Source organism: Dethiosulfovibrio peptidovorans DSM 11002, from assembly GCF_000172975.1.
In the GTDB taxonomy this organism is placed as follows: Bacteria; Synergistota; Synergistia; order Synergistales; family Dethiosulfovibrionaceae; genus Dethiosulfovibrio; species Dethiosulfovibrio peptidovorans.
This window is the reverse complement of record NZ_ABTR02000001.1, coordinates 575,259-600,497: the sequence shown is the minus strand read 5'-3', so window position 1 is coordinate 600,497 and position 25,239 is coordinate 575,259. Positions and strand designations below refer to the sequence as shown.

The 25,239-nt window shown below is 55.8% G+C and carries 21 protein-coding genes; 14 read left to right on the top strand and 7 right to left on the bottom strand.

The window, feature by feature from the left end; translation table 11 throughout:
- Nucleotides 1–25: 25 nt before the first annotated feature.
- From DPEP_RS03025 to DPEP_RS03010, 4 genes are all read right to left on the bottom strand, one after another.
- Nucleotides 26–619, bottom strand: coding sequence for a nitroreductase family protein (locus DPEP_RS03025; protein ID WP_005659455.1), 594 nt, complete (start codon nucleotides 617–619; stop codon nucleotides 26–28).
- 67 nt (nucleotides 620–686) lie between these two features.
- Nucleotides 687–2,057 carry a tRNA uridine-5-carboxymethylaminomethyl(34) synthesis GTPase MnmE gene (gene mnmE, locus DPEP_RS03020; protein ID WP_005659454.1) on the bottom strand — a complete coding sequence of 457 codons (1,371 nt, stop codon included), beginning with the start codon at nucleotides 2,055–2,057 and terminating at the stop codon, nucleotides 687–689.
- Nucleotides 2,058–2,072: 15 nt separating this feature from the next.
- Complete coding sequence (locus tag DPEP_RS03015) at nucleotides 2,073–3,290, bottom strand: aminotransferase-like domain-containing protein (protein WP_005659453.1); 1,218 nt, start codon at nucleotides 3,288–3,290, stop codon at nucleotides 2,073–2,075.
- A 117-nt stretch (nucleotides 3,291–3,407) separates the two neighbouring features.
- Nucleotides 3,408–4,619, bottom strand: a complete 1,212-nt coding sequence (locus tag DPEP_RS03010; protein ID WP_005659452.1) for an aminotransferase-like domain-containing protein — start codon at nucleotides 4,617–4,619, stop codon at nucleotides 3,408–3,410.
- A 252-nt stretch (nucleotides 4,620–4,871) separates the two neighbouring features.
- On the opposite strand from DPEP_RS03010, the gene DPEP_RS03005 reads away from it, so the two are divergent.
- The 3 genes from DPEP_RS03005 (at nucleotide 4,872) to DPEP_RS02995 (ending at nucleotide 9,227) form a co-directional block, all read left to right on the top strand.
- Complete coding sequence (locus DPEP_RS03005) at nucleotides 4,872–6,107, top strand: argininosuccinate synthase (RefSeq protein WP_005659451.1); 1,236 nt, start codon at nucleotides 4,872–4,874, stop codon at nucleotides 6,105–6,107.
- A gap of 100 nt (nucleotides 6,108–6,207) precedes the next feature.
- On the top strand, nucleotides 6,208–7,581 hold the full coding sequence (gene argH, locus DPEP_RS03000; protein WP_005659450.1) for an argininosuccinate lyase: 1,374 nt from the start codon (nucleotides 6,208–6,210) through the stop codon (nucleotides 7,579–7,581).
- A 464-nt stretch (nucleotides 7,582–8,045) separates the two neighbouring features.
- Nucleotides 8,046–9,227, top strand: coding sequence for an aminotransferase-like domain-containing protein (locus tag DPEP_RS02995; RefSeq protein ID WP_005659449.1), 1,182 nt, complete (start codon nucleotides 8,046–8,048; stop codon nucleotides 9,225–9,227).
- Nucleotides 9,228–9,342: 115 nt separating this feature from the next.
- On the opposite strand, the gene DPEP_RS02990 is transcribed toward DPEP_RS02995, so the two are convergent.
- Nucleotides 9,343–11,466, bottom strand: coding sequence for a CDC48 family AAA ATPase (locus DPEP_RS02990; protein ID WP_005659447.1), 2,124 nt, complete (start codon nucleotides 11,464–11,466; stop codon nucleotides 9,343–9,345).
- 131 nt (nucleotides 11,467–11,597) lie between these two features.
- Between DPEP_RS02990 and DPEP_RS02985 the strand changes: the two genes are divergently transcribed.
- The 3 genes from DPEP_RS02985 to DPEP_RS02975 all read left to right on the top strand — a co-directional run bounded on the left by DPEP_RS02985 (nucleotide 11,598) and on the right by DPEP_RS02975 (nucleotide 13,973).
- Nucleotides 11,598–12,650: a 3'-5' exoribonuclease YhaM family protein gene (locus tag DPEP_RS02985; RefSeq protein WP_005659445.1), complete on the top strand. Its 1,053-nt coding sequence runs from the start codon at nucleotides 11,598–11,600 to the stop codon at nucleotides 12,648–12,650.
- A gap of 3 nt (nucleotides 12,651–12,653) precedes the next feature.
- Nucleotides 12,654–13,571, top strand: coding sequence for an RluA family pseudouridine synthase (locus tag DPEP_RS02980; protein WP_005659443.1), 918 nt, complete (start codon nucleotides 12,654–12,656; stop codon nucleotides 13,569–13,571).
- A gap of 192 nt (nucleotides 13,572–13,763) precedes the next feature.
- Nucleotides 13,764–13,973 carry a hypothetical protein gene (locus tag DPEP_RS02975; RefSeq protein ID WP_005659441.1) on the top strand — a complete coding sequence of 70 codons (210 nt, stop codon included), beginning with the start codon at nucleotides 13,764–13,766 and terminating at the stop codon, nucleotides 13,971–13,973.
- An 84-nt stretch (nucleotides 13,974–14,057) separates the two neighbouring features.
- On the opposite strand, the gene DPEP_RS02970 is transcribed toward DPEP_RS02975, so the two are convergent.
- On the bottom strand, nucleotides 14,058–15,281 hold the full coding sequence (locus DPEP_RS02970) for a pyridoxal phosphate-dependent aminotransferase (RefSeq protein ID WP_420805890.1): 1,224 nt from the start codon (nucleotides 15,279–15,281) through the stop codon (nucleotides 14,058–14,060).
- A 291-nt stretch (nucleotides 15,282–15,572) separates the two neighbouring features.
- On the opposite strand from DPEP_RS02970, the gene DPEP_RS02965 reads away from it, so the two are divergent.
- From DPEP_RS02965 to DPEP_RS02940, 6 genes are all read left to right on the top strand, one after another.
- Nucleotides 15,573–16,958 carry an alanine/glycine:cation symporter family protein gene (locus DPEP_RS02965; protein WP_005659439.1) on the top strand — a complete coding sequence of 462 codons (1,386 nt, stop codon included), beginning with the start codon at nucleotides 15,573–15,575 and terminating at the stop codon, nucleotides 16,956–16,958.
- A 91-nt stretch (nucleotides 16,959–17,049) separates the two neighbouring features.
- Nucleotides 17,050–18,165, top strand: coding sequence for an alanine racemase (gene alr, locus DPEP_RS02960; protein ID WP_005659438.1), 1,116 nt, complete (start codon nucleotides 17,050–17,052; stop codon nucleotides 18,163–18,165).
- A gap of 162 nt (nucleotides 18,166–18,327) precedes the next feature.
- Nucleotides 18,328–19,605, top strand: coding sequence for a Glu/Leu/Phe/Val family dehydrogenase (locus DPEP_RS02955; protein WP_005659437.1), 1,278 nt, complete (start codon nucleotides 18,328–18,330; stop codon nucleotides 19,603–19,605).
- 140 nt (nucleotides 19,606–19,745) lie between these two features.
- The gene (locus tag DPEP_RS02950; RefSeq protein WP_005659436.1) at nucleotides 19,746–20,306 is read left to right on the top strand and encodes a peroxiredoxin; all 561 of its coding nucleotides are present in this window, start codon (nucleotides 19,746–19,748) and stop codon (nucleotides 20,304–20,306) included.
- Nucleotides 20,307–20,320: 14 nt separating this feature from the next.
- Nucleotides 20,321–20,494, top strand: coding sequence for a winged helix-turn-helix domain-containing protein (locus tag DPEP_RS02945; protein ID WP_005659434.1), 174 nt, complete (start codon nucleotides 20,321–20,323; stop codon nucleotides 20,492–20,494).
- Nucleotides 20,495–20,502: 8 nt separating this feature from the next.
- Nucleotides 20,503–20,886 carry a Fur family transcriptional regulator gene (locus tag DPEP_RS02940; RefSeq protein WP_005659433.1) on the top strand — a complete coding sequence of 128 codons (384 nt, stop codon included), beginning with the start codon at nucleotides 20,503–20,505 and terminating at the stop codon, nucleotides 20,884–20,886.
- Between the two features lie 51 nt (nucleotides 20,887–20,937).
- Here the strand turns inward: DPEP_RS02940 and asnS are convergent, their stop codons facing one another.
- The gene (asnS, locus tag DPEP_RS02935; RefSeq protein WP_005659431.1) at nucleotides 20,938–22,242 is read right to left on the bottom strand and encodes an asparagine--tRNA ligase; all 1,305 of its coding nucleotides are present in this window, start codon (nucleotides 22,240–22,242) and stop codon (nucleotides 20,938–20,940) included.
- Nucleotides 22,243–22,342: 100 nt separating this feature from the next.
- Between asnS and DPEP_RS02930 the strand changes: the two genes are divergently transcribed.
- Entirely contained in the window at nucleotides 22,343–23,737 is a 1,395-nt protein-coding gene (locus DPEP_RS02930; protein WP_005659429.1) for a hypothetical protein, read from the top strand.
- The gene (locus tag DPEP_RS02925) at nucleotides 23,713–25,230 is read left to right on the top strand and encodes an AMP-binding protein (protein WP_156775062.1); all 1,518 of its coding nucleotides are present in this window, start codon (nucleotides 23,713–23,715) and stop codon (nucleotides 25,228–25,230) included. The genes DPEP_RS02930 and DPEP_RS02925 overlap by 25 nt, the downstream gene beginning before the upstream one ends.
- Nucleotides 25,231–25,239 lie beyond the last annotated feature (9 nt).

The following is a 25,239-nucleotide window of genomic DNA, read 5'->3' as shown; positions in this document are numbered from 1 at the left end:
AGACGGATCGGCTCTTTTATGCTTTTTAAACCCCTCTGTTGTCGCCCCAGGTTCTGCGGAAGGTGAACTCGTAAACCGCTTTCCTCTCCCTCTGTGCCACCTCGGCCTCCTGTAGATCCTCCGGAAGCGAAGACGCCTCTCCGGGGTAACCGATGGCTATAGCAGTGACCGGGGTGTAGCCCTCAGGTATATCGTAGGTTTCCTTGATTTTGTCTCCGTCGAAACCGGCCATAGGATGGGCGAACAGACCCTTGGACGTGGCCTCGAGTATGAGGTTTTCAACCGCCATCCCGACGTCGTGCCAGGCCCACAGGTTGTCCCTGCCGCTGGCGAATTTTTCCGCCGCCACGGCTATAACCAGCACCGGCGCCTCCGAGGCCCATCTGACGTTGCCCGGTACCAGACAGTCCAGCATGGTCTGAAACTCCTCGGGGTCCTCTTTAGTGGCGTAGATAAAAGTCCAGGGCTGTTCGTTGAAACAAGACGGCGCCCATCGGGCGGCCTCGAAAAAGGATAGGACTATCTCCTTCCCAGGAATCCTGGAAGAAAAGGCCCTGGGGCTCCATCGTCTAACCAAAAGGTCGTTTATAGGGTAGTTTGTTCTCGCTTTTTTTTCCATGGCTCACCCTCCTCCGCCACTATATAATATACTCAAACAACCGGTTTTACAAATTGCATATTAGTCATCATTTTCCGACACAGAATCGAGAGAAGACAAGATCAAGCAATGCCTCGTCGTCCTGGAGTCCTAAAAGCCTCTCCAGGGCCGACCGGGCCTCCCTGATGCTCGAGGCGGCCAGGGTCTGATCGGAGTAGGAGTCCAGGGCTCCCTTCCCGTCCGTAAGGGATTCGATAGCCTCCCTTATCTCCTCCACCTGTCTGGCAGTCGCGTTGAGCCCCGCGTCTAGGGTCCCCGTTCCCGATACCAGGTCTACTATGGCCTCCTTCAGCTCGTCGAGCCCCCGTTTTTCCTGTGCCGATATCCTTATTACCCAGGATTCAGGAAGGAGTTTCGCTATATCCGTCTCGTCGAAGGCCTTGGGTAGATCGGATTTGTTCAGGGCTACTATGTGAGGTTTCCCCGACAGCTTTTCTGTCAGAGGCCTGTCCGGTATCTCCAGGGGCTCGCTGCCGTCCAGTATCCAGAGGACGACGTCCGACTCGTCTATCGCCTTGGCCGTTCTCTCTATGCCCATGGCCTCGACCTCGTCGGACGGGGTTTCCCTGAGCCCTGCCGTGTCCATCAATCTAAGAGGTATGCCTTTATGGGTGAATACCTCCTCTATAACGTCTCTGGTCGTTCCAGGTATGGAGGTCACTATGGCCCTGCTTTCCCTGAGCAGGGCGTTGAGAAGGGAGGATTTTCCGACGTTAGGCCTTCCGACCAGGGCTACCCTTATCCCCTCTCTCAGGAGGTATCCGGTGGTGCAGCGATCCAGCAGGTCTCCCAGGTCCTGAATGAGGGTCTCCATCCTGTCGGAGACGTCCTGATCCTCGATGTAGGGAACGTCCTCCTCGGGAAAGTCTATGCCTACCTCCAGTTCGGCGGACAACCCCAGCAACTCATCGTATATCTCTCGGACGAACCGGGATAGCTCTCCCTGGAGCGTCCTATTTGCCGCCCTCAACGCCTCGTTGCTGCGGGCGTGGATTATTCCGTTCACCGCTTCCGCCTGGGATAGGTCCAGTCGGCCGTTTTCGTAGGCTCTTCTGGTAAATTCTCCGGGGTCGGCGTGACGGCAGCCTTTCTGGAGGCACCTCTCGAGACATCTCTGTGCCACCAGGCTTCCTCCATGGCAGTGTATCTCCGCCAGGTCCTCGCCGGTGTAGCTCTTAGGGGCCTGAAAGAGGACGAGCAACACCTGATCTATGGGACCTCCGCTCTCGTCCAGGAGCGATCCGTTGTACATGATCCTGTATTTCATCTTCTCCGGCGGGGTGAAGGTCCTTACGAGGGACTTGGCGAAATCGAAGGCATCGGGGCCGGACATCCGAATTATCGAGATGCCCGCGTCACCCCATGCCGTGGAGATTGCTGCTATGGTGTCTCCGAACATGGCGACCTCCTCGTGTTACCCTTTCTCGGCCAATAGCTCCTTCATGGCCTCTCCCATGGCCTTGATTCCCCGGTCGGTCTCCTCCGGCGAGGCGAAGGTGAAGCACATCCTGAAGCTGTGTTCGCCTCCTCCGTTGGGGAAAAACGGAGCGCCGCATACGAAGGCGACCTTTTTCTCCAGACATCTCTGGAATAGGTCTTCCGCCCTTATGTTGGGGGTCGTGAGCCAGTAGAAGAAGCCTCCCTTGGGGGTGACGTACTGGACCTCACCTTTGGGAAGATACTTTGAAAAAGCCGCCTCCATGGCGTCTCTTTTCGCCCTGTAGTGGGACACTATCTTAGGCAAAAAGGCGTCGAGGTTGCCCGACTGGCAGTACTTGTAGACCAGCGCTTGAGCTACCACGCTGGTGCAGGTGTCCACGCCCTGTTTGAATATGGTCATAGTCCTTATGAGATCCTTGGGGCCTATCGCCCAGGCTACCCTGGTTCCCGGGGCCAGTATCTTGGAGAACGACCCGGCGTAGAGGACCAGCCCGGCGTCGTCGAGGGAGTAGAGGGTGGGCAGTTCGTCTCCCTCGAACCTGACGCAGCCGTAGGGATCGTCCTCAAGGATTAAGAGTTCCTTGTCCTTGGCGACGGCTACCAGCTCTTTCCTCCTCTCCAGCGACAGGGTACAGCCCAGGGGGTTGTGAAAATTAGGTATGGTGTAGATGAACTTGACCTTCTTGCCCTCCGCCCTGGCCTGGTCCACTGCGTTGGAGATTTTTTCTACCAGCATTCCGTTCTCGTCGCAGGGTATGGTAAGGAAGTTCGCCCCTTGGTTGTACATGTTTATAGTGTTGCCCAGGAACGAGGTCTCCTCGCAGACGACGTAGTCTCCTCTGTCCACCGTGGCCCTGGTGAGGAGGTCGGCTACCTGGCTGGAGCCCGACGTTATGAGTATTTCGTCCATCGAAGGTTCTCTGCCCATCTTTGGAGCGGTCCAACGGGACAGGAATTCCTTGAGAGGGGTGTAACCCTCCGTGACCCCGTACTGGAGGATGTCCCGGCCTTCCTCCAGTAGAATATCCGCTCCCTGGTGGAACTGTTCCACCGGGAAGATGTCGGGGTCGGGCATGCCTCCGGCGAAGGAGATCATTCCCGGTTTCCTTATCAGATGGAACATTTCCCTTATGGGCGATGGCTTTATTCCTTTGGCGGACTGACTCAACAGGCCTTGGATCGTATCGGACATCTCTATTCCTCCTTATTGTATCTTTGACGAAGTCTTTGACGAAGAGGTCTGCCCTTAGGGCAGACCTCTTAAGTGTCCTTCTAGATTGTAGCCTTCTTGTCCCTTCGACGCCAGACCCTAGGCCTTCATCTCCCCTATGGCCTCGGCCAATCGGGAGATTCCGTCCTCTATTACGTCGGGCTGTACGAATGTGAAGTTGAGCCTCGCCTTGTCTATTCCTGCAGCCTCGTCCACGCAGAAGGGGGTTCCCACCACGAAGGCGACCTTTTTCTCCACCGCTTTCTTGAAGAGTTCCCTCGAATCGATGCCGGGCATGTCGAGCCAGAAGAAGAACCCTCCCTCGGGTTTAACCCAGGATACACCGTAAGGGGCCAGGTACTTCTGGAGACATTCCTCCATCTTGTCCCTCTTGGGGCGGTAGGTCTCTATTATCACCGGGAGGTGCTCCGAGAGGTAGCCCTTGCGGCAGTACTCGTAGACCAGAGACTGGCATATGGGGCTCGAACAGAGGTCGGCTGCCTGTTTAAACACCACCATCTTGCGGATGATCTCCTTGTTGCCTGTGACCCATCCGATCCTGGATCCGGGAGCCAGTATCTTGGAGAAAGATCCGGCGTAAAGGGTCCCTCCTTTGTCGTCGAAGGAGAATATGGAAGGGAGGTGATCTCCCTCGTAGCGGACGTAGCCGTAGGGGTCGTCCTCGAATATGGGGATGTCGTACCTCTGGGATATCTCGACTAGCTTCTTGCGTCTCTCGAGGCTCATGGTCGATCCGCCTGGGTTATGGAAGTTCACTATGGTGTATATGAACTTCACCTTTTTGCCCTCGGCCCGGGCCTTCTCGATGACTCCCGGAAGCAGGTCGACCTTCATCCCCTCGTTATCAGTGGGTATTCCCAGGAACTGGGCTCCGTGGTTGTAGAAGGTGGTCAGAGCGGCCAGGTAGGAGGGGTTCTCCGTTACCACGAAGTCTCCCCTGTCTATGAGGGCGGAGGCGAATAGCTCCAGGGCCTGTTGGGATCCGGTGGTGAGAAGCATCTCGTCGGTCGCTACGGTCCTTCCCATCCTCTCGGCGGTGAAGGACGCTAGGAATTCCTTCAGAGGGGCGTAGCCCTCGGTTGTCCCATATTGAAGCAGATTTTTGCCGTCGTCCTTGAGGACGTGAGCTCCCTCGTAGAATTTGTCCACCGGGAAAACCTCCGGTGCCGGCATGCCGCCGGCAAAGGAGATCATTCCCGGCTGTTTTATGACCGCCAGCATCTCCCTGACCGGCGAGGGACGAACGTTTCTCGCCGTGTAGCTGTAGTTGTCCTCCCAAACGGTACTCAAGTCGATCGCCTTCCTTTTCTGCGGGAAAAAATCCCTGAGATTGTCCTTCCGCCTTACGCGGAGGTCTTTTTGAAAATCTGCCTATTTCTATTATAGCGTTGACTACGAATAAGTGAAATGATTTAAAATTTCGACTTATCCGTCGGGAGATCGGGTTTTTTTAGCCTTGACATGTCCATAGGAGTCTCTATAATGGGCAACTAAAGTTTATGGATTGCTATAAAGAGAATGTTAGTTTATATGGAGGGATAGATGATGGAGAAAAAGGGAAAGGTGGTTCTGGCCTACAGCGGAGGGTTGGATACCTCCGTGGCGGTATGTTGGCTGATGGAACGGGGATACGATGTGGTCACCTTGACCGCCGACGTGGGGCAGTCGGTCAATCTGGAGGAGAAAAAGGCCAAGAGCCTCCAGACCGGGGCGGTAGCGGCCTACGTCATGGACCTGAAAAAACAGTTCGTGCAGGAGTTCGTCTGGCCAGCCCTGAAGGCAAATGGGATGTATCAGGGGACCTATCCCCTCAGCTCCGCTCTCTCCAGACCTCTTATCTCCCAGCAGCTTGCCTGGGTTGCGAAGAACGAGGGGGCCGTAGCTGTGGCTCACGGGTGCACCGGAAAGGGACAGGATCAGGTTCGTTTCGAGGTAGCCATAGGGGCTCTGAATCCGGAGTTGGAGGTCCTAGCTCCCGTCAGGGACTGGCATTTTAGCCGCGAGGCGGAGATAGATTATGCCAAGGATCACGGTATAGAGGTCGGGGCCTCGGTCCAGTCTCCCTACAGCATAGACGAGAATCTTTGGGGACGGGCTATCGAGTGCGGCGCCCTGGAGGATCCTTGGAACGAGTGTCCAGAGGATGCCTTTAAGATCTCGGTGTCCCAGGAGGTCGCTCCCGACAAGCCCCAAAACGTGGAGATAACCTTCGAGAAGGGCATTCCCGTGGCACTGGACGGGGTTTCCATGGACGGTGTCTCCCTCATCCTGAAGCTTCGGGAGATTGCCGGAGCCCACGGTGTGGGGCGCATCGACATGCTCGAGGATCGCTTGGTCGGCTTTAAGAGCCGCGAGGTCTACGAGTGTCCATCGGCTATCACCCTTATTGCGGCTCACAGGGCCCTGGAGACGATGACCCTTTCCAAGGAGGTTTTGGCGGAGAAGAAGCGGCTTGAGGCTTCCTTCGCAGATCTCGCCTACACCGGTTACTGGTTCTCCCCTCTGAAAGAGGCAATAGACGCCTTTGTTGACAAAACTCAGGAAAACGTCAACGGCACGGTGAGGGTGAAGCTCTTCAAGGGTATGGCTACAGTGACGGGGCTCAAGTCCCTCAGTTCGGTATACAACCACGATCTGGCGACCTACTCGGAGGAGGATGCCTTCGATCACTCCGCCGCCGTAGGATTCATAAAGGTATGGGGATTGCCTCTCAAAACCTGGAAACAGGCTCATAAGCAGGATCCGGAGAAAAACGAGTCTATTTCCGTCTCCTGCTGATAAATCGAAACTTGCGTGGTATTCTTCAAGGGGGTTCCGGACGGCCCGGAGCCCCCTTTCGTCGTCATGCTATGCCTATACAAGAGAGGAGTGTGTTCTCATGTGGAAGGGCCGTTTTTCCCAGGAGACGGATCGCAAGGTCCAGGCCTTTTCCCAGTCGCTCGATCTGGACTGGAGGTTGGCCCGATGGGACATAAGAGGTAGTCTCGCCCATGCGGAGATGTTGGCGAAGCAGGACCTGATATCCCAGGAGGAGCTGGAAGCCATAAGGTCTGGTTTTCAGGAGATTATGGACGAGATAGAGAGGGGAGATTTCATCCCGGACGAGTCTCTCGAGGACGTCCACATGAATCTGGAACACCGTCTTACAGAGAAGATCGGCGACGCCGGAGCCAGGCTTCATACGGGACGGAGCAGAAACGATCAGGTAGGCACCACCATGAGGCTCTACGTGAAGGACGTTCTGTGCCAGGTCAAGTCTGGGATGATAGATCTAATGGATGCCCTCCTGAACAGGGCCGAGTCCCATAGAGAGACCATCGTGCCCGGCTATACTCATCTACAGCAGGCCCAGCCGGTCAGCATGGGACATCTATGGATGGCTTACTTCCAGTCTTTTTCCAGGGATCTCAAGAGGCTGGAGTTCGCCATGGACGAAGCGGACGAATGTCCTTTGGGATGCGGAGCCCTTGCCGGTTCCACCCTTCCCCTGGATCGAGAGTACACGGCCGAGGCTCTGGGGTTCTCCAGGCTCTGCGAGAACAGCATGGACGGAGTGGGGCAGAGGGACTATATATTCGACGCCCTTAGCTTCTCCACCATGTTTGCCGTACATTGCAGTCGTATGGCCGAGGACCTGATAATATATTCCAGTGCCGAGTTCGGCTGGCTTAAGCTTCCCGATGCCTTCTGCACAGGGTCGAGCATGATGCCTCAGAAAAAGAACCCCGACGTGCTGGAGCTCGTTAGGGGCCGTACCGGTCAGATGATAGGCCATCTTGTGGATATCCTGGCGACGCTAAAGGGGCTTCCAATGACCTATGACAGAGACCTCCAGGAGGACAAGAGGGGACTTTTTTCCTCTTTCGACGTCCTCTCTCACGTTTTGGGGGTGCTTCCATCCCTGGTTAGGGCCATAGAGGTCGATGCAGACAGGGCAGCAGAGTCCTTCGCCGACGGATTGGCCCTGGCTACCGACGTCGCAGAGTACCTGGTGACCAGAGGGGTTCCCTTCAGAGAGGCCCATCACAGGGTCGGAAGCCTGGTGGGATGGTGCGTCAGGGAGGAGAGAAGTCTGTTCGACCTGACCCTGGAGGACTTCGAGGATTTTCTTGGCGACGTCGACGAAAACCTACTATCCCTGGTGGACCTGGAGGCCGCCGTCGCCAGACGTGACACCCTGGGAGGCACCGGATTCAGACAGGTCTCCAGACAGATAGAGAGGGGACGGGATCTCCTCTCGAGGCTGAGCTGATAAGGACGATCCTCCGGCGGAGTCTCTCTTTCGTCGGAGGTATTGTCGCCTTTTGTTTGGCTTTGACATCGCAGAGATAGGTGTGTATAATTCTTGCAATTTTCGAAAGCTCTACTTTGTCGTCAAGTCCATGGGAGACCGGAGCTCCGAGAGCTTCGGCCTTTTTATATTTTCAAAGAGTATTTCTAAAGAGCATCTCTAAAAACGCTACTCCTCGGAGAGGTCGTTTCGGCGAAGCCCATTCGAACCCGTATTTCCGACCTGCCGTCGTGTAGTACGGATGGGGCGACAGGACGTCGCCCCAAGCCGAGGGGGCACAGGACGTGCCTTCTGAGGCGGTCTGTACGAAACAGGCAGGTCGGGAATACGTTTGGGCGAGACAGGGCGGAGGCGAAACGACCTCTCCGAGGAAACTCGGACGTGACTTTTTAGATATGCCTTAAAGAGAAAGGGGACGATTATACATGAAATTCGCTAAAAGACTGGAATGGTGCGATTCCTCCGATGTGGGGGACATCCTAAAGGCTCTCTCCGATCCGGAGATCCTGTCCCTGGCCGGAGGGCTGCCCGCCCCGGAGCTTTTCCCCGTGGAAGAGGTAAAGACCGCTACTGCCCTCGTGTTGGATCGAGAGGGAGACAAAGCACTTCAGTATTCGTCGGCCCAGGGAGACCCCAGGTTGAGGGAGATGGTCGCCAGGAGGATGACCGATAAATACGGCACTCCGGCGAAGGCCGAGGAGGTGCTCATAACCAACGGATCTCAGCAGGCTCTGGATATGGCGGGAAAGGTCTTTCTGGAGGAGGGGTCGGTTGTCCTGTGCGAGAGTCCCACCTATCTCGGGGCTCTTGGAGCCTTCAGGACCTACGGAGCCGAGTTCGTAGAGGTCGAGACCGACTCGGACGGCATGATAATAGAGGACCTGGAGCGTAAGCTGAAGGAGATCGACGACGTCCGACTGGTCTACGTGAATCCCGATTTTCAGAATCCCACCGGGATAGACTGGTCGGTGGAGCGAAGGAAGGCCTTCGCCGAGGTGGTCGGTCGATACGGAGTAGCCGCTATAGAGGACAACCCTTACGGAGAGCTTCGTTTCGAGGGTCCCTGTCCGCCCTCGATAAAGAGCTTCGACCGGGACGGCGTGGTGATCTCCCTGGGATCTTTCTCCAAGATATTCTCTCCCGGTATGAGGGTGGCCTGGATGATAGCTGCTCCTGAGATACTCTCTAAGTTCGGCGATATGAAACAAAACGCCATACTCTGTTCCTCTACGCTGCACCAGGCTCAGATAGTGGCCTACAACGAGATGTTCGACCTGGACGCTCACGTAGAGAGGATATGCAAGGTCTACAAAAAGAGGATGTCGGTTCTGATAGATTCGGTTCGGGAGTTCTTTCCGAAGGAAGCCGTAGTAGTTCCCCCTGCCGGAGGGCTTTTCGCCTGGGTAGAGCTCCCCGAGGGAGTCAACGCCAGGGATGTCTTCAAGGTCGCTGTGGAGGAACATAAAGTGGCCTTCGTCCCGGGCGGAGCCTTTTTCGCCGAGCCGGGGCACGAGAACTACATGCGTCTCAACTTCTCCAACGTGCCGGAGGACAGGCTTAAAGAAGGCATCCGCCGATTGGGAGCGGTCCTCTCTCAGAGCATGTGATGCAGTCAGTCTTATAAAGTAAAGGGCCCGGAGTTCGTCAGACGAATTCCGGGCCCTCTACTTTATGGGCATCTCTAAAAACGCAATTCCTCGGACGTAAGTTTTTAGATGTCCCTCATTTCTCTGTCGCGGACGACGTTTTCCGACCCCTCTTTTCCAGGACGGCCGCGAAATGTCTCGATTCCACCAGAGGTTCTCCCGTCTCTCCCGCCCTTATGTACTCCCGTACCGCTGCGGTGGTGGCGGTACGGCATATCATGGCTATGTCCCCTCCGCTGGCTCCCTCTGTCGCCTTTGCGAGGGCGTCTATGTCTACGTCATCCGCCATAGGCTTTTCCTGAAGGTGTATCTGGAAAATCTCCTTCCTGCCGTCGTGGTCGGGCATAGGAAGCTCCAGGACCATGTCGAACCGCCCTGCGCTGAAAAGGGCGGGGTCGATCAGGTCTATTCTGTCGGTGGTGCCGAGTACCACCACCCCGTCCATCTCGTCCAGTCCGCTCATCTCGGAGAGGAACTGGCTTATGACCCTCTCGGTGAACTGAGAGGCGGCCCCCGAATCCCTGCCCCTTACAGGGACCAGGGACTCTATTTCGTCGAAGCATAACAGCGAAGGAGCCGCCTGTTTGGCCTTGCGGAAGACCTCCCGGATCGCCCTCTCGCTCTCTCCGACGAATCGGGACATGAGGGACGGACCCTTGACGGAGATGTAATTGGCTCCGCTCTCTCTGGCCAAAGCCTTCACCAGCAGGGTTTTTCCCGTTCCGGATTTCCCGTGGAGCATTATCCCCCGCGGGGGAGATATGCGGAAGCGACGGAACACATCTCCGTGTTCCATGGGCCACTGAACCGCTTCTCGAAGCTCCTCGGTTACCTCGTCCAGCCCTCCGACGTCCTGCCATGTGACGTTAGGCCGTTCCACGAAGACCTCTCTTATCGCCGAGGGCTCCACCTCTCTGAGGGCTGCGGTGAAGTTTTTCATGTCTATCTCCATGGTCCTCAGATGATCGTAGGGTACCTGAAAATCCTCGAAATCTATGGAGGGCATTATGCCCCTCAGGGCCGCCATGGCTGCCTCCTTGGCCAGTGCCTCCAGGTCGGCTCCTACGAACCCGTGGGTGACCTCCGCTATCCTGATGAGGTCTACGTCCCTGGCCAGGGGCATCCCTCTGGTGTGTATCTGGAGGATCTCCTCTCTGCCCCTTCTGTCCGGTATGGGCACGGCTATCTCTCGGTCGAATCGTCCCGGTCGCCTCAGGGCGGGATCCAGGGTGTTGGGGAGGTTGGTAGCAGCGATCACCACGATCTGTCCTCTTGCCTGAAGGCCGTCCATAAGGGCCAGAAGCTGGGCCACGACACGCCTTTCCACCTGCTTCTCTCCGCCCATCTCCTCCCTTTTGGGAGCTATGGCGTCTATCTCGTCGATGAATATTATGGACGGGGCGTGGGCCTGGGCCTCCTCGAAGACCTCTCTGAGTCTCTGCTCGCTTTCGCCGTAGTACTTGCCTATGATCTCCGGTCCGGATATATGGGTGAACCAGGCGTCGGTCTCGTTGGCAACGGCTTTGGCTATCACCGTCTTGCCCGTGCCGGGAGGGCCGTAGAGCAGGACCCCCTTGGGAGGCTCTACTCCCAGCCTTAGAAATGCCTGGGGAAACCTCAGGGGAAGCTCGATCATCTCCCTTATCCTCTGTAGCTGGTTGGAGAGCCCCCCTACATCTTTATATGTAGCCTTGTCGCTTTTTGCTCCGGCGGAGGGTTTTTCGACGATCAGCTCGCTGGCGGGACTTATCATCACCGACCCTCCCGGTTTTGTGGAGGTTACCTGAAAGTCGCAGTCCCTTCCTCCTCCGAGGACCAGCCTTATCCTGTCCCCGTTGATAACCGGGAGTCCGCTCAGCTTTTCCTTCAGCCCCGACGGATCGAGGTCTTTCTCCAGGAGATGCATCGTGGTAAGAGGCCTTATGGCGATCTCGAAGGCGAAGTCCACCACGACCTTATGGACGGAGATGCGGTCATCCAGCGCGACTCCGGCGTTGCCTCTGGTTAGCCCGTCCAAGAAGAGAGCTCCCTGGCCGCAGTCGTCGTGGTCGGCCGCCAGCAGTCTCACCGGGGTCCTCCGGCTGCCCTTGATCTCTACGATCTCGCCGTCCGACAGGCCCAGCCTGTCCATGTCCACCGGGTCCATCCTGACGAGTCCGCGACCGATATCCTTTTTCTTTCCGTCCTTAACCTTCAGCATGGTATGCCTTCCTTCCTTTGTAAACTTAAGTGCATCGATTGTATCATAGAAAAACATGGGTGAGGTGTTAGCCTTTTGACCGATCATGTCCTATACTCGAGAATCGATATGTAAAGATAAGGAGTGTCTTTATGGCAGAGACCAGAAAGAGCGTAGAGGATGTAAAGAACCTTCCGGTGGGAGAGAAGTTTTCCTCCGTAGGTGTGGTGCTGGATATCCACGAGAAGAAGGACAAAAACGGCAAAAGCTACTGGACCGTTTCGTTGATGGACAAAACTGGTTCGATGGATGCCAAGATCTGGGGCAATGCCCAGTGGTGGGACTTCAGAGAGGGAGTGAAGTCGGAGATAAAGGATCCGGCTTCCTCTACCTTGGTGGGAAACCTCAAGGGCAGCTCGATCGGCGTTACGGGGCAGGTCTCGGAGTTCAGGGGCAAGAACCAGTACAACTTCAACCAGGTATTCCTGGTCGATCAGGAAAAGGAAGAGTACAGGCCCGAGTCCTTCGTCCAGACCTCTCCGGTGGACGTGAAGGAGCTGGAGCGCCGTTTCGACCTGCTGGTGGATAGGTGTTCAGGGGATGTCCGTTCCTTCCTGGAGGAGCTGTTCTCCAAGGGCGGCGATCTTTGGAAGAAATTCAGGGTGATGCCGGCGGCGGTTTCCCACCATCACGCCTATGTACACGGCCTTCTCGAGCACTCCATTACGGTGACGGAGCTGGCTCTTTCCATGGCGGAGGCCATAGAGGGGCAGGCCCGTCCCGACCGGTCGTTGGTCGTGGCAGGGGGATTGCTTCACGATCTGGGAAAGCTGGAGGCCTACGTGTTGAATCCAGGTCCCGGCATGACAGTAGAGGGTACCGTGATAGATCACATAGCCCTCGGCTACAGTCGTTTCGAGGCTCTCGCCGAACGGTACAAGCTGGACAGAACCGTCAGGACCGCTTTGGGTCACATTCTGTTGAGTCACCACGGCCTCAGGGAATACGGATCTCCCGTGTTGCCTGCCACGCCGGAGGCCCTGGTGGTATCGGCGGCGGACGAGCTCGACTTCAAGCTGTTCTGCTGGGGCGACTCGGTCTCTCAGCTTGAGGGCGGAGTGGAGCCGGAGGACTCCGTCTCGGACCTCAACTACTCGGCTCAGCGTCGTTTCTGGAAATGGCGCCCCGACGGGGAGCGGAGCTGACCGATGGATCGTTTCGTCGTCTCCCGACACGACGACGGTCGTAGGTTGGACAAGGTCATCCGAAAGAAATGGCCGTCCCTGCCTTTGGGAGCCATGATGAAGGCATTCAGGAAGAAACAGGTACGGATCGACGGAGCCAGGGCTTCCTTCGACCAGAGGCTCGTCGAGGGACAGGAGATCCTGGTGCCGTGGGAGAGCGCTCCTACCGACGTTGGCGCTAAAAGGACCGGAGGTCATCTCGTAACGGTCTATAGGGACGAATCCCTTTGGGTCGTGTCGAAACCGGCGGGCCTTCTCAGTCAGCCGGACAAAAAGGGCGGAGACTCGGTGGTGACCAGGGCCTTCCTGCCCGGATCGTCCTTTCAGCCTCAGGCTGTAAATCGGTTGGACCGAAATACATCGGGTATCATGGTGCTGGCCCTGACCGGAGAGTCTCTCAGAGACCTCTCCTCTCGCTGGAGAGACGGGGAGATGGAAAAGGTCTATCTGGCCCTCGTTGTCGGAGATCTGCCCGAGGAGGGAAGTATAGACGCCCCTCTGTCGAAGGACGGGTCCTCCAACAAGGTTTTCGTGGATTCGAAGGGGCAGAGCTCTCTGACCCTGTATCGCCGTCTGGCCTCCGGTGGAGGGCTTTCCCTGTGCCTGGTGACCTTGATCACCGGCAGGAGCCATCAGATAAGGGTCCATATGAGCCATATAGGCCATCCCGTGTTGGGCGACGTTAAATACGGCGACAGAGCTCTCAACGGGGTCAAGGGAGCGAAAAGGCCCATGCTACATGCCTTCTCTGTTTCCTTTCCCGATATGTCCGGAGATCTGTCCTCGCTGTCCTCCAAGACCTTCAGGACTCCCATGCCGGAGGATATGGCCGATATGTGTTCGAAAAATGGCATCGTTCCCGATAGGGCTTTTCTTCGATAGTGGGGGTTGCTAGGGATACCCCTTCATGGTATGATGGCGACAGTAAAACATACCATGGAGGTGTGGATTGTGAGAAATCTTAAACTGGAAGTAACCGATAGAGCGAAGGAGAGAATCCTCGAGATAGGGCCGGAAGTAACGGTTTTCGAGGGAGTTTTAGGTGCCGGTTGAGGAGCCAGACAGGCCGTTCTCGTGAAGAGCGGAGCTCCCGAGGTTAGAGATAACTATCAGGTCCTGAAGGAAGGGGACATGTCCGTCTGGATCCCTGACGCCGTCGATTTCGACGACGACGTAGTCGCTATAGACCTTCAGGGTTTCCTGTGGATGGTGAACCTGGTCGTTACTACCGCCGTTCCGGGCTCCTCCGCCGGAGGCTGCGCCGGGTGCACTTCCTGCGGCTAGAAAGAGCTCTCAAGCGAACAGGTAAATAAAAAAGATTGCGGCTTCCCAAAAGGAAGCCGCAATCTTTTTTTGTGCGCTGTTGTTTTACGCCGACGGGATCGGAGACTCGATCCTTCCGGGGTAGGCCTCCAGTCCGGCCTTGAGGATGTCCATGGCCTTGGCCAGGTCCTCGTTTTTAAGCACGTAGGCGAGACGGGCCTCGTTTTTACCCAGGCCGGGAGTGGCGTAGAATCCAGCCGCCGGGGCTACCATGGTGGTCTCTCCGTCCACGTCGAAGTTCTCGAGCATCCATATGGCGAACTTCTCCGCATCGTCCACCGGCATCTTTATGACCACGTAGAAGGCCCCCTTGGGCTCCTCGCATATGACGCCCGGCATCTCCTTGAGGGCCTTATAGAGGGTGTTTCTCCTCTCCTGATACTCGGTGTTGACCTCGTTTAGGTAGCTTGCGGGAGTTCCGTAAAGAGCCGTGGCTCCGACCTGTTCGAGGGTTGGAACGCAGAGTCTGCCCTGGCAGAGCTTTATGACCTGTTTGGAGAAGTCCTTGTTCTTGCAGGCCAGGGATCCGATCCTGGCTCCGCAGGCGCTGTACCTCTTGGAGACCGAGTCGACTATGACCACCCGATCGGAGATCTCCGGAAGGTTGCCGAAGCTGGTGTACTTCAGGCCGTCGTAGACGAACTCGCGGTAGACCTCGTCGGCGATTATGGTCATGTCGTGTTTCCTGACGATCCTTGAGAGCATGTCCATCTCGTCTCTGGTGTAGATGACCCCCGTGGGGTTGCCGGGGTTGCTGAGCACGATGGCCCTGGTCTTCTCGGTTATATTCTTCTCGATCTCGGCTTCCGAGGGGAGATGGAACCCCTCTTCCGCCTTGGTGGTTATGGGTACTATCTTTACGTTGATGGCCCTGGTGAAGGCGTTGTAGTTGGCGTAGAAGGGTTCTGGAACCATGACCTCGTCGCCGGGATCGCAGAGAGCCATCATGGCGAACATAAGGGCCTCGCTGCCTCCGTTGGTGACGAGGATCTCGTCTGGCTCGAAGTGCATATCGTAGGTCTTGTAATAGGCCGCTATCGCCTCTATCAGTTTGGGATCTCCCGGAGAGGTGGCGTAGGCTATAACCTCCTGGTCGAACTCTCTGATGCTTTTGAGGAACGACGGGGGCGTGATTATATCGGGCTGTCCGATATTGAGGTGATACACCTTCTTCCCCTTTGCCTTTGCCGCGTTTGCTATAGGTACCAACTTTCTTATCGGTGATTCCTGCATTGCGTTGATACGATCAGAGAACCTCACGGACAACATCTCCTCCTGAAAAAGATAATTTTGAGATTACCCAGGTTCATGATACCATAGAACCGGTCGATTTTATATTGCGAATAATTGGTCTTGCGATAGAGCTTTGAAGATTGTCTATCAGGACCTTATTTGGCGGTATTGGTCGACCTGGTTATGCAATATACTGTATATTTTGGCCTGGCAGAGAGGCCTCGACGGAGGTGGTAGGAACAGGGACGATATGAAATCCAGTAACCTTGTCGTGTGGAGAGTGTCGAGCGATTCATCGATAATGCGTGCGAGGAGGTATCAGTCTTTATGGAAGCAGTAATGAGGATTAATGGAATAGTCAACGGTTTTGTGTGGGGTCCATGGACTCTCACCCTTTTGGTAGGTACCGGCATATACCTGACGATCATCCTAGGTGTGCCGCAGATTCGTTATTTCGGTTTTATGTTCAAAGAGGTTATAGGACGTCTCGGTAAGAAACAGGAAAAGACGGAGGGCTCGATCTCGTCCTTCTCGGCTCTGGCAACCGCCCTGGCTTCCACGGTCGGCACGGGCAACATAGCCGGTGTCGCCACGGCTCTTCACCTTGGAGGTCCGGGAGCTCTGTTCTGGATGCTTATCTCCGCGGTCTTCGGCATGACCACCAAGTTCGCCGAGGTCACGTTGGCGGTCCACTTCAGGGAAAAGGACAGTACCGGACAGTGGAGGGGCGGCACCATGTACGTCCTCGAGAAGGGAACGGGACAGAAATGGCTCGCCTGGCTCTTCGCCTTCTTCGCGTCCTTCGCGTCTTTCGGCATCGGTAACGCCATCCAGGCCAACTCCACCGCCGAAGGTCTCGCCCTGGGCTTCGGAGTTCCCCATCTTGCCACAGGTATAGTTCTGGCCATACTGACCGCCGCCGTCATAATGGGCGGAATCAACGGGATAGCCAGGGTCACCACCTATCTGGTTCCCTTCATGGCCATCTTCTACATCATAGGTGCTCTCATAACCGTCGGAGTCAACGGAGCCGACGTGCCCGCCGCCTTCGGCAGAGCCATCAAGTACGCCTTCTCCGACCCCATGGCCATGCCTGGAGCCATCGCCGGATGGAGCATAAAGATGGCTCTCACCAAGGGACTCGCCCGAGGGGTCTTCTCCAACGAGGCCGGTCTCGGATCGGCTCCCATGGTCCACGCCGCCGCTACGGTTGACCATCCTGTCCGCCAGGGCGTCTACGGCCTCTTCGAGGTATTCACCGACACCATAGTCATCTGCACCCTTACTGCTCTTGCCATCCTCACCACCAGCACTCTGGTCGGGCAGCCTGAGCTCACCGGAGCCCAGCTGAGTCTTACCGCTTTCCAGGAGGTTCTGGGACAGACGGGGGTCATGGTACTATCTACCGGACTTGCCCTGTTCTCCTTCTCCACTATACTGGGCTGGTACTGGTACGGCGAGACCAGCGTCACCTATATCCTAGGAGACAGCAAGCCGGTTATAATGGGCTTTAAAGTCATGTGGATTCTGGTTCTTCTGGTCGGTGCATCCGGCGGTGGCGGCAAGTTCCTGGCCAACATCTGGAATATGTCTGACACGATGAACGGCCTCATGGCCATACCCAACCTCATAGCCTTGCTCTGGCTTTCCAACGAGGTTAAGAAGCTCGTCAAGGACTTCGACGACAAGCGTCGCAAAGGAATTCTGGAGTAACATATAAAGGGCGAATCTCGGGGCGAGGTGTCCGCTGGGCACCTGCGCCCCTCTTTTGCGTAAAATTTGTCTTTTGAGGAGGCGGTTATCGGTGAACTACAGGCCGAGCCGGATGGAGGTAAGCCTCGACAATCTGGCTTTCAACTACAGGTCGATCAAGAACCACGTCGGTCCCGAGGTGCAGCTCATGTCGGTTATAAAGGCCGACGCTTACGGTCACGGGGTGATGGAGGTCGCCAGACGTCTGTCCTCGGAGGGGTGTCAGCGGTTCGCCGTCGCGACGTCCGACGAGGCCTTCGCCTTAAGGGATGGAGGGGTGGGAGAGGCGCTTCTGGTCATGGGGCCCACGTCCTACGCTTCAGCGGGTGAGCTGGTGCGACGGAACGTATCGGTCGCTCTCACCGATATGGATATGGCCAGAGCCCTCTCCAAGGCCGCCGAGAGCGAGGGAACCCCGGCTTACGTGCACCTCAAGGTCGACTCGGGAATGGGACGAATCGGATTTCTTCCCGAGGAGGTTCCGGCTATCTTGGATGAGCTGATATCCCTTCCAGGGGTAGTGGTGGAGGGGCTCTTCACCCATTTCGCCACCGCCGACGAGAGACGACTGGACTACACCGAGTCCCAGTATCGCCGATATCTAGATGTGTTGGCCATGCTGGAGGACAAGGGAGTGAGGATACCTGTCAGACACGTCTGCAACAGTGCCGGAACGTTGAATTCTCCGGAAAAACATCTGGACGCCTGTCGTCCCGGGGTGATACTGTACGGTATGTGGCCCTCGGGGGACTGCATCAGGCCTATAGAGCTCAAGCCGACCTTCGAGGTCAAGACTAGCATAGCCATGATAAGAAATCTGCCTCCAAGAAGCGGGGTCGGATATGGACTCAGATATATGACCAGGGGAGACGAACGTATAGCCGTTTTGCCCATAGGCTACGCCGACGGCCTCTCCAGAGCCTTCTCTATGAGGATCCAGATGCTCGTGAAGGGAACCAGGGTTCCCCAGGTCGGCAACATATGCATGGATCAGACCATGATAGACGTGACCGGTCTGGACGTCTCGGTCGGAGACGAGGTGGTTATAGTTGGTTCCCAGGGAGACGAGACCATAACCCCGGACGAGCTTGCCGGAGCGAGACATAACACCATAAACTACGAAATTCCCATAATGTTCAGCAAGCGGGTCCCTCGGGTGTATGTATAGCTGTAGGGCTTTTTTAAATATTGAAAATATATATTCTTGATATTTTTTGATCAAATTGCGGGATACGGTTGGTATTGCCGCCCAAATGGTGTTAATATCATCAAGGATTGTGGTCACCTTGCGACCTAAAGAGGTCGCATATTTTGCAGGAGGTGTATTTTCATGGCAGTGGTGAAACGTACTTCCGATAACGTACTGCTCGATACGGCCCTCAAGAACTTCTACGCCGCGACGGAGGAGATGGGACTCGAGGACGGACTGGTAGAGATACTCAGCCGTTCGGAGAGAAAGACTTGCGTCTCCATCCCGGTCGAGATGGACGACGGAACGGTCAAGGTATTCGACGGGTTCCGCGTAGCTCATTCCTCGGCGGTAGGACCGGCCAAGGGTGGCGTTCGCTTCCATCCCGAGGTGTGTCTTGACGAGTGCGAGGCTCTGGCCTTCATGATGACCTGGAAATGTTCACTGGCCGGTATCCCCTACGGCGGAGGCAAGGGCGGAGTCTGCTGTAACCCCCTCGAGATCTCTCCCAAGGAGAAAGAACGTATCTGCAGGACCTTCGCCGCTCGGATCGAGCCGGTCGTAGGAGCTTGGACCGACATCCCAGCCCCCGACGTCAACACCGGTGGACAGGAGATGGTATGGTTTATGGACACCATCAGCAAGATGCGCGGACGCCTCGAGCCAGCGATCTTCACAGGCAAGCCCATCCCTCTGTGGGGTTCCAAGGGCCGTAACGCCGCTACCGGACTCGGAGTGGCTACCTGTGCCATCGAGCTGATGAATGTACTTGGCAAGCCAGTCGAGGGTGCCACCGTGGCCGTTCAGGGCTTCGGAAACGTTGGAACCTTCGCCGCCTTGACGATGATAGACGCCGGAGCCAAGGTCATAGCCATCAGCGACATTACCGGAACCTACTATTGCAAGGACGGTCTGGATATCAAGAAGGCCTTCGATCATGTCTCCAATCATCCCAAAAAGCTTCTCGAGGGATTCGAGCAGCCCGGTCTCGAGAAGAGGGATCTCGCTGCCCTCGTGACGACCGAGTGCGACATCCTCCTGCCCTGCGCTCTCGAGGGAGCCATCAACGGTAAGAACGCCGACGAAGTCAAGGCCAAGTACATCGTAGAGGGAGCCAACGGTCCCATCACTCCCGAGGCGGATGCCGTTCTCGACGGTAAGGGAATCCTGATCGTTCCGGACTTCCTGGCTAACTCCGGTGGAGTCATCGGGTCCTACTTCGAGTGGTGTCAGGACCTGGGTGGATTCTTCTGGACCCAGGAGGACTACAACAACCGTCTTCTCAGGATCATGAAGGACAACTTCAAGAGAGTTTGGGATTACTCTCAGAACAAGAACGTCAAGATGCGCAGAGCCGCCTTTATGGCCGCTATCCAGCGTGTCGCCGACGCTGTAAAGATGAGAGGCGTGTTTATGTAGGACCGAAGATAAAGCTGTTTGAACGAGGCCGATCGATTTTTCGATCGGCCTCGTTTTTTTTTCTCTGTCGGGCTTGACGAATGAAAAGATCGAGTTTAAAATATCAGTAATCGCTACTAATATTGATAGGAGGTCGCTACATGTATCGTATAGGAGACAAGATCGAGGATATCAAGACGAAAGCTTTTCATCAGGGAGACCTGAAGGAGATAAAAATGTCCGATTACGAGGGGAAGTGGAAGGTTTTGTTCTTCTATCCCGCCGATTTTACCTTCGTATGTCCCACTGAACTGGGGGAAATGGCCGATTACTACGATAAATTCGTGGAGGAAGGAGCAGAAATCTTCAGTGTGAGCACCGATTCCGAGTTCGTCCATATGGCCTGGCACGAGGCATCGCCGACGATAGCCAAGATCCGCTTTCCCATGTTGGCAGATCCCAGCGGCAAGATAAGCAGGGATTTCGGGGTATACTTGGATGCTGATGGAGTAGCCCTGAGGGGTACTTTCGTTATCGATCCTCAGGGAGTGTTGAAGGCGGTGGAGATACACGATCTCGATATCGGCAGAAGCGCCAAGGAGGCTCTGAGAAAGCTTCAGGCTGCCAAGTTCTCCGCCACTCACGGTCAGGTGTGTCCTGCAAGCTGGGAGCCCGGTGACGAGGGTATGGTTCCAGGGAAGGATCTTGTAGGAAAAATATAGTAGGAGATGATATCATGGGTTCCGAGGAAAAAATTCTGGAGGCTCTTTCCGAGAAGGCCATGAAAGCCGGAGAGATAGCCGAATCTATCGGTCTGGAGAAGGACGATGTCTCCAAGTTGTTGAAGACCCTGAAGACTCAGGGCAAGGTGGTATCCCCTAAACGCTGTTATTACGGACTCCCGGAGTAGGTGATTTTATGGCCATGCAGAGAAGATCGAGACAGAGGGACGCCATACTCAAGGTTTTTGAGGTGAAGGGGGCCCATCCAACCGCCGAGGAAGTACTATCGGAGGTTCGCAAAGAGATCCCCAACGTCAGTCTCGGGACGGTCTACAGGAACCTGGACCAACTCTGCGAGGCCGGAATGATCTGGAAGATCCAGATGGAGGAAGGGCCCTGCCGCTACGAGGGAAATCCGGACGGACACCTTCACGCCGTCTGTCCCATATGTGGAGAGATAAGGGATGTCTGGCCCTCCGGGGATCCCATAGCTCGCGATTCGCTCCCGGAGGAATTCGCCGAGGCGGAATACAGGCTTTTGCTTATATCTCCATGCGAAAGATGTCGCCCCAATGCTTGAAAGCAGGGAGGACCGATCTCGAGATCGGTCCTCCCTGCTTTTTGTCGATTTTTAAGGGTTCAGCCTGTAGATGGTCCTGGGCCATGGAATGACCTCTCTGATGTGATGCAGGCCGCATATCCAGGCTATGGTTCGCTCCAGACCGATTCCGAAGCCGCTGTGGACGAAGGTGCCGTATCTGCGAAGGTCAAGATACCAGCCGTAGGAGTCCATGTCCAGACCATCCGATTCCATCCTGGCGGTCAGTTTATCCAGGTCGTCCTCCCTCTGGGATCCTCCGATGATCTCTCCGTATCCCTCCGGAGCCAGTAGGTCGGCACATAGCACGGTCTCTTTGTCGTCGGGGTTTTCCTTCATGTAAAAGGCCTTGGCCCCCTTTGGGTAGCATTCTACGAAGACGGGCCGGTCGTATTGCTGGGTCAGTATCGTCTCGTCCTCCGCTCCCAGATCGTCTCCGAATTCTATGGAGCTTCCCAATTCGTTAAGTTTCTTCACCGCGTCCCTGTAGGATATGCGGTAGAACGGACCTTCGAGAACCGACTTGAGTGGGGAGAGCTCCCTCTCCAGTAGGGCCAGCTCCTCTTTGCAGTGTTCCAGTACCTGTTCCACCGTGTAGCTTACCAGGGCCTCCTGAAGGTCCATGTTGTCCTTGTGGTCGTAATAGGCCACCTCGGGCTCCAGCATCCAGAACTCGGTGAGGTGCCTTCTTGTCTTGGATTTCTCCGCCCTGAAGGTGGGGCCGAAACAGTAGACCTTGCCGTAGGCCGCTGCTGCCGCCTCAGCGTACAGCTGTCCCGTCTGGGCCAGGTAAGCCTTCTGGTCGAAGTAGTCCAGCTCGAAGAGGCCAGATGCTCCCTCTCCTATGGCTCCGGTTATTATGGGGCTGTCCACCAACAGGAAATCTCTGTCGTGGAGGAACTGTCTCCAGGACCAGACTATCCTCTCTCTTATGGTCATGATGGCCCTCTGTCTCTGGCTCCTCAGCCAGAGATGGCGGTTGTCCAACAGGAAGTCCACCCCGTGGTCTTTCTTGCCTATGGGATATTCGTCGGTCGGGTTGTGGTTTACCTTTATATTGGAGACTGTGAGCTCCACCCCCGACGGGGCCCTGTCGTCGGACCTGACCGTCCCGGTTATCTCCACCGACGCCTCCATCCAGAGTTTTTTGGCCGCTTCGAATTCTTCCGGAGAGACCTCTTTTTTTACCATGACGGCCTGAACGAATCCCGAGCCGTCCCTTATCTGGAGGAAATGTATTTTTCCGGAGCTTCTCTTGTTGTACATCCATCCTTTGATAGTAACCTCTTCTTCGACGTGTTGCGGCATGTCTTTGATAGTTATCCACGGTGCTGCCATAAGCGAGACCTCCTCGTCGGATTTCGATCTTCCCGAAATAGGGCATGTATATGATACACTAAGTTTGAGATTCCATTTTGCAATGGTGGGAGGGGTTCCGTTGGATCTACCTAGACTTCTTATAGCCGATGAACGGAGAGAGGGGACTATTCCTCCTGGTATAGTTATCGCTGCCACGTTGAAGTCCCTCGGGATTCCTCTGAGGCTTTTTTGTGGCTGTATGGACGAGAGTTATCTCAGGATGTTATCTCTCGGTTGTGAGCAAGAGGTGTTCTCTATCGACCCTTTCCAGTTTCGGAGCGAGGCGGATCTTCGTCTTTTTTTCGGAACCGCCGCCAGGAGCGATAGCCTAAACCTGGTGTTATCCCCTCTTGGATCGATGGTTTCGGAGGACCATATGTCGGTGGATAGAGGCACCGCCGATTTGGCCCGGATGCTGGACGTAGGGTTGTTGGCCCTTCCCCATGCCAACCCGGTGGCCTCTCTCAGTTCGAGGATAATGACGGGTGTCTACGAGGATCTGAAGGAAAGGGACGTCGAGGTTTATGGAGTTCTTTTTTCATCGGTTCTGAACCCTCGGGAGTTTCAGCTGTTGGAGGTCGAGCTCGGAAGGATGATCCCGTCGATGTCCCTCGGTTACATACCCCGTTATATGGAACGAAGGTCTCTACCCCTGGTGGAGCTTTGCTCCGATCCCAGAGTGGCCCAGCCGATAAAGACCCTGGGGCATCAACTCAAGGGCATGACAGGCCAGATCGACTGGGAGGCCGTGTTGGCCTTCGGAAAACGTTCGCTGGATATGTCCGTGCCGGACAGACGGATCGAGCCTGTCGCAGGGAATCCCCTGGTCTCAGTGATCACCGATCATTCCACATCCCTCGGGTTGGAGAACGACCTGCTTTTTTTCAAGACCATCGGCTGTAGGGTGGAACAGGTTCCCCTGCTTCAGGGATCGATCCCTTCCGGCGCCGCGGTTATATACGTTCCCCACGGTCTGCCTCACGTGGCGATGAAAAGACTTCAGCTGAACGAAAAACTGTACAATCAGATAAAGAGCATGCCTGTTAGGAGGGCTTCCGCCATCATCAACGGTGGTTTGTCCGCCCTGTGGGGCAGGTGGTATGCTTTATCCTCCGAGGCCAGAGACCGTATGCCCGGTTTCAACGTCATGGAGAACGACGGTTTCGTCCTGGGGCCCTATTTCAAGGGGACCGGCGTTCCCGTCGAGATGGTTCCTTTCGAAGGAGGGATCACGAAGGTCCTGCCTCTCGACGAAGGGGACAAGCTGAGAGGGTTCCTCCCAGATTACATGAAAAAGGCGTTGGGTGTTCCCGGAAGAGGTATGTGCGGTTGGTCCGTCAAGGATCTCAGGAATAAAGACTCTCTGGGAGAGGCTGGCTGGAAGGTCGGAGAGGTTATCGGCAGTCACGCCAGGGTAGAGCTTTGGAGCTGCCCCGAGGTGATCAAACGATGGATAAGGCAGGTGGGACGATGATGGAGGAGCCTTTTCGTATAGAAGACAGGGTGTCCGAGGTCTGGAGGGACGGCGATCCTATTTTGTGGTGGAACGGTGAATGGATGACCGCTGGGATGCTGTTCGATATGGCCGAAGATTCCAAAATGGTCCTGTACGGCGGTGGCTTTCGAAGGGGTGACAGGCTCATGGTCCTTATGCCCAACTGTCCCGCCCTGCTTGCTTTGTCTATAGCATGTTGGCGTCTCGGTGGTACGGTGGTTCCGGGCAATCCCCAGGCAGGCCCGGAGGCTGTCCTGTCCTCTATCGATGCGGTCGATCCCTGTGCTGTCGTAGTGGGAGCCCCTCTGGAGGGATCTTTTACCTCTCTATCGGAAAGTCCCGTCCCGGTCATCTCCATGTCTTTGGACGCTCCCCTTAATGGCTTTCGAGGTGTCGATACCTCAATTTCGGAGGACCATATCGCATTGCTTTTCTCCACGTCCGGAACGACCGGACGTCCGAAGGTCGTTCCTGTCTCTCACGAGAACGTCCTAAGCGATATGGATCAGGCCCTGAAGCAGGTGTCGGAGATCTCGGACGACGAGGTCTTTCTCAACGTCCTTCCAAACTTTCATACACTGGGGTTTATCGTGAGTGGAATTCTACCTCTGCTTTTTCATTTTCGTCAGGCGATTCTCCCTTCGTTCATGCCGGTCGATAGGACCTTGAGGGCCATAGAGGCCTCCGGAGTCACCGCGATAGTCGCGGTGCCAACCATGTTGAGATTCATGGTTGCCGCCAGCTTGAGGATGGGAATGAGATTTTCCTCGGTTCGTCTTGTCATAAGCGGAGGCGATCGTTTTTCCGTGGATCTCGATTCCCGAATAGAGAAGGTTTTCGGGGTGCCGGTCCTGGAAGGGTACGGCTTGACCGAATGTTCACCTATATTGGCGGTAAATCCCTCTTACCAGACCCGTAAGCTAGGCACGGTCGGTCCCATTCTGGACGGTCTGGAGTGGCAGATCCGAGGCTTGGACGGAGAGGTCAAGGAGGATGGAGAAGAGGGTGTCCTCTGGGTCAAAGGTCCCTCGGTGGTCTCCCGATATTTCAGGAATCCCGAGGTGTCGGCGGAGAAGTTCGTGGACGGTTGGTTCAACACGGGGGACGTGGTGTCCATAGACGGCGACGGATACGTCAGTATCATGGACAGAGCAGGGGATATGATAATTGTGGGAGGGTTTAACGTTCACCCTCAGGAGGTCGAGGCGGTGCTTTCCTCTTATCCTGGAGTAAAAGAGGCTGTCGTAGTCGGCAAGGAGAACTCATTCAGCGGTCAAATTCCCTGTGGCTACGTGATATTGGATCCCAGTGCCTCTGTGACTTCGGCGGAACTGATCTCTTACTGCAAGGGACACCTTCCCCATTACAAGGTTCCTCGAAAAATAGAGACGGTGGAGGATTTTCCCAGGAACAGCCTGGGAAAGGTGCTGAGAAGGGTCCTACGAGATAACTTGAATCGAGGATCGAGATAAAGGACGATG